This window comes from Streptomyces panacea, assembly GCF_040560175.1.
GTDB lineage: Bacteria > Actinomycetota > Actinomycetes > Streptomycetales > Streptomycetaceae > Streptomyces > Streptomyces panacea.
Map to the genome: position 1 here is coordinate 1 of NZ_JARJHW010000304.1, position 4978 is coordinate 4978.

General features: G+C 70.9%; 3 protein-coding genes. 2 read left to right on the top strand and 1 reads right to left on the bottom strand.

The window, feature by feature from the left end; all coding sequences use genetic code 11:
- Positions 1-1835, top strand: a 1835-nt coding sequence (locus P3L51_RS35030) for a CHAT domain-containing protein (protein WP_354609405.1), incomplete at its 5' end; no start/stop codon positions are given.
- Positions 1836-1933: 98 nt separating this feature from the next.
- On the opposite strand, the gene katG is transcribed toward P3L51_RS35030, so the two are convergent.
- Positions 1934-4165, bottom strand: a complete 2232-nt coding sequence (gene katG, locus P3L51_RS35035; RefSeq protein ID WP_354609406.1) for a catalase/peroxidase HPI — start codon at positions 4163-4165, stop codon at positions 1934-1936.
- 173 nt (positions 4166-4338) lie between these two features.
- On the opposite strand from katG, the gene P3L51_RS35040 reads away from it, so the two are divergent.
- A complete protein-coding gene (locus P3L51_RS35040) occupies positions 4339-4758 on the top strand; it encodes a Fur family transcriptional regulator (protein WP_354609407.1) in 420 nt (139 codons plus the stop codon).
- Positions 4759-4978 lie beyond the last annotated feature (220 nt).

Genomic DNA, 4978 nt, shown 5'->3' on the forward strand with positions numbered 1-4978 from the left:
CCACCGGCGCGTGGCACGTCTCCACGCTTCCCGCCTCGTTCCGGGCCCACGGGGAACTCGGCTCGGCGGCCGGTGCGGTGAAGCACGGGGACACGGAGACGGCCCTGACCCACCTCGAAGCGGCCGTCGAGGCCATGGCCGACATCACCGACCGGGGCAGCGACCAGCAGTCCGCCGAGTTCGGTCTCAGGGCGTTCGAGGGAGACATCCGGGCGATCGTCGAGCTGGTCCTCCTACAGGCACTCGGCAGAGCGGGCGTCGGCCGGCTGGACCAGCTGGAGGCGGCCGTGGCCGAGAGCATCAGGGTGGTCAGGGAGGAGCGGCGAGTGCCGGACTCCCTGCCCGACTTCGCCGCTCTCTTCCGTACGGTCGCGGGGCCGGACATCGACCGCGCCGCCGAGGTGCTGGAGCGCGGGCGCGGGCTGTTGCTGTCCCGGCGGATCGAGGCCCGCGCCGACCTCGGCGAACTGAGCGCGGCACACCCGGAGTCGGCTCGCGAGTTCGAGCGGCTGACCGACCGGCTGGCTGATCAACTCGCCCCCGATCCGGCACAGTCCGGCCTGCCCGCCGCCGGCCACGCGGAATGGTCCCGCCTCGCCCGGCTCCGCGCGTCGCGCGAACTCGACGAGCTGGTCGAGGCCATCCGTACCCGACCCGGGTTCGACGGCTTCCTGCGTCCGCTCTCCGCCGGGCAGTTGCGCGCACTCGCGGCCGACGGTCCGGTCGTCGTGCTCAACCACGCGCGGATCAATTGCCAGGCCCTGGTGGTGACGGAGGGTTCCATCACCGCCCTCGTCCTCGAAACGGAGCCGGACGAGATCGCCGACATGGCCCGGCGCATGCGCGAGGCGGTCGATGCCATCAACGCGCAGGGCACCTCGCGGCCGTCGCCCGTACAACTCGTCGCCGCCGGGGCCACGATCCGCGCGACGCTCTCCTGGACCTGGCACAAGATCGTGCGCCCCGTACTCGAACTCGCGGGGCCCTACGGCCCGGTCCCCGACGGAGGCGCGTGGCCGCGCATCTGGTGGGTGCCCACGGGGGCCTTCAACACGCTGCCATTGCACGCGGCGCAGTGCACGCTGCCCGACTGCGAACTCGGCGGCTGCGGGGCCGCGTTGGACGCCGTGATGTCGTCGTACGTCCCCGGCTTCCAGACCCTGGCGTACGCGCGCAGCCGGGCCGGGCACCGCGACGGGGCGGACAACGGCAGCGCCCTGCTGGTCGCCTCACCCGAGGAGGAGCTGCCCGGTGTCGCGGCGGCGGCCGGCTACGCGGCCGGACTGCTCGGCGCACGCGAGCCGCTGGTCGGCGCCGCCGCGACCCGTGAGGCCGTACTGGCAGCGCTCGGCACCACGTCCTGGGTGCACTTCGGCTGCCACGCGGCCACCGACCCGACGGAACCCTCCGGCGCCCTGCTCCACCTGCCGAACGGCGAGTCGCTGTCCGTCCTGGAGATCTGCCGGACCCGGCCCCGGTCGGCCCAACTCGCCTTCCTCGCGGCCTGCGGCACCGCGCGCACGTCCGAGCGGCTGTCGGACGAGGCCATCCACATCACCAGCGCCTTCCTGCTCGCCGGTTTCCCCACGGCCGTAGGAACGCTCTGGGAGATCGACAGCACCCACGCGGACCATGTCACGCGCGACTTCTACCGCCGTATGACACGCGGCGCTACGTCCCGCGGCGCTACGGCCCGCGGTGGGGCGACCCGCGACGGTACGGCCATGGCGCCGGCGGCATCCGCCCACGCCCTGCACCACACCGTCCGGGAACTACGCCGTCGGATCCCCGACCGCCCCCATGTCTGGGCGGCCTACGTCCACGCGGGCACCTGACGCCCCCGAACGGGCGAACGGCCAGGCCGACCCGCGTCCGCGGACCGACCTGGCCGTAACGATCAGCCTGGCCGTAAACGATCAGCCTGGTGAAGTGATCAGACGAGGTCGAACCGGTCCAGGTTCGCGACCTTCGTCCACGCCGCGACGAAGTCGTTCACGAACTTCTCCTTCGCGTCGTCGCTCGCGTAGACCTCCGCGACCGCGCGCAGCTCGGAGTTCGACCCGAAGACGAGGTCGGCCCGGCTGCCGGTCCACTTGACCTCACCGGTGGCGGAGTCGCGGCCCTCGAACGTGTTCGCGTCCTCGGACGTCGCCTTCCACGTCGTACCCAGGTCGAGCAGGTTGACGAAGAAGTCGTTGGTCAGCGAGCCGGGGGTCGCCGTGAGGACACCGAGCGACGACTCCTGGTAGTTCGCGCCCAGGACGCGGAGACCACCCACGAGGACCGTCAGCTCGGGGGCGCTCAGGGTCAGCAGGTTCGCCCGGTCGATCAGCAGGAACTCGGCCGGCAGCCGGTGGCCCTTGCCGAGGTAGTTGCGGAATCCGTCGGCGACCGGCTCGAGCGCGGCGAACGACTCCACGTCCGTCTGCTCCTGCGACGCGTCCGCGCGGCCCGGCGTGAAGGGGACCTCGATGTCGAAGCCGGCGGTCTTGGCGGCCTGTTCGACGGCCGCGGATCCGGCGAGCACGATCAGGTCGGCGAGCGAGACCCGCTTTCCGCCGTTCGGGGCGGAGTTGAAGGTCTCCTGGATGCCTTCGAGCGTACGGAGGACAAGCGCGAGCCGGTCGGGGTCGTTGGCCTCCCAGCCGCTCTGCGGTTCGAGGCGGATACGCGCGCCGTTGGCGCCGCCGCGCTTGTCGCTGCCGCGGAAGGACGAGGCGGACGCCCACGCGGTGGAGACGAGCTGGGACACCGACAGGCCCGAGGCCAGGATCTGCTCCTTGAGGGAGGCGATGTCCTCGGCGTCGACGAGCTCGTCCGTCACGGCGGGGAGCGGGTCCTGCCACACCAGCGTCTCGGCCGGGACCTCCGGGCCGAGGTAGCGCACGATCGGGCCCATGTCGCGGTGCGTCAGCTTGAACCACGCGCGGGCGAAGGCGTCCGCGAACTCCGCGGGGTTCGCGAGGAAACGCCGCGAGATCTGCTCGTACGCCGGGTCGACACGGAGCGCGAGGTCGGTGGTGAGCATCGTCGGGGCGTGGCTCTTCGACGCGTCGTGGGCGTCGGGTACGGTGCCGGCCCCGCCGTCGTCCTTCGGCCGCCACTGGTTGGCGCCGGCGGGGCTGTTGAACAGCTCCCACTCGTAGCCGTAGAGGATCTCCAGGAAGCTGTTGTCCCAGGTGATCGGGGTGTTCGTCCAGATGCCCTCAAGGCCGCTGGTGATCGTGTCGCCGCCCTTGCCGGTGCCGAAGCTGTTCTGCCAGCCGAAGCCCTGCTGCTCGATCGGGGCGGCCTCGGGGTCGGCGCCGACGTTGTCCGCCGGGCCCGCTCCGTGGGTCTTGCCGAAGGTGTGGCCGCCGGCGATGAGAGCGACCGTCTCCTCGTCGTTCATCGCCATCCGGCGGAAGGTCTCACGGATGTCGCGGGCCGAGGCGAGCGGGTCGGGGCTGCCGTTCGGGCCTTCCGGGTTGACGTAGATGAGGCCCATCTGGACCGCGCCGAGGGGGCTCTCCAGATTCCGGTCACCGGAGTAGCGCTCGTCGCCGAGCCACGTCTTCTCGGGACCCCAGTAGACGTCCTCCTCGGGCTCCCAGACGTCCGGGCGACCGCCGGCGAAGCCGAAGGTGTCGAAGCCCATGGTCTCCAGGGCGACGTTGCCGGCCAGGATCATCAGGTCGGCCCACGACAGGCTCTGGCCGTACTTCTTCTTCACCGGCCAGAGCAGCCGGCGGGCCTTGTCGAGGTTGCCGTTGTCCGGCCAGCTGTTGAGGGGGGCGAAGCGCTGCTGGCCGGCTCCCGCGCCGCCGCGGCCGTCACTGATGCGGTACGTGCCCGCGCTGTGCCAGGCCATCCGGATGATGAAGGGGCCGTAGTGGCCGAAGTCGGCGGGCCACCAGTCCTGCGAGGTCGTCAGCACCCCGGCGATGTCCTGCTTCACGGCGGGGAGGTCGAGGGAGGTGAACGCCTCGGCGTAGTCGAACTCCTCACCGAGGGGGTTGGCCACGGCGGGGTTCTTGGCGAGGATCTTGAGGTTGAGCCGCTCCGGCCACCACTCGCGGTTTCCGCCGCCTTGAGTCGGGTGCGGGGCTCGGCCGTGTGCGACGGGGCAGCCGCCTTCACCCTCCGACTTCGCGTCTACGACGATTGCATCATGGTTCTCAGACATGGGAATCCTTCCGGACCAGGCGGATTACGGTACTCAGGCGGCCGGAACCGATCCTACGATGGACAGAGTCCAAGTCAAGAAGCGAACTAAAAGTATATTCAGTGGGATTAAGTCAAAATCCGGACATCCATGGTCGAACCTCGGGTGTCCCGAACCTGAACAGGTGAACCGACATGAGCGACCTGCTGGAGCGGCTGCGAGGGCGTGGCTGGCGGATGACCTCCCAGCGCCGGGTCGTCGCCCAGGTCCTCAACGGTGACCACGTACATCTCACGGCCGACGAGGTGCACACCCTCGCGGCCCGGCTGCTGCCCGAGATCTCCCGGGCGACGGTCTACAACACCTTGGGCGAACTGGTCTCCATCGGCGAGGTCATGGAGGTCTCCGCCGCGGGTCGCGCCATGCGCTACGACCCCAACGCCCACCACCCGCACCAGCACTTGGTGTGCTCCGGCTGCGGCACCATCCGCGACGTCCACCCGGCGGGCGATCCACTGGCCGGGCTTCCGGCGGGGGAACGGTTCGGTTTCACGGTGTCCGAGGCCGAGGTCACGTACCGCGGGCTCTGTCCGTCCTGTGTGCGGAAGATCTGACACCGCGAGGTTCTCCGCCGCCCGACCTGACGTCGGCGGCGCCTGGCGCACTCGGGGCACCGGCGGTCGCGGCGCCACCCGGCGCCGCCCGGTGGCGCCACCCGGCGGAGCGGGCCGAGCCCGGCACCGCGATCACGTTCACCAACGCCGTCCGTTCGAAAACCTGAATGCGTGGCCGCGTACGGTTCTGCGACCATGCCCGGATGGTCCACCGTCTCGA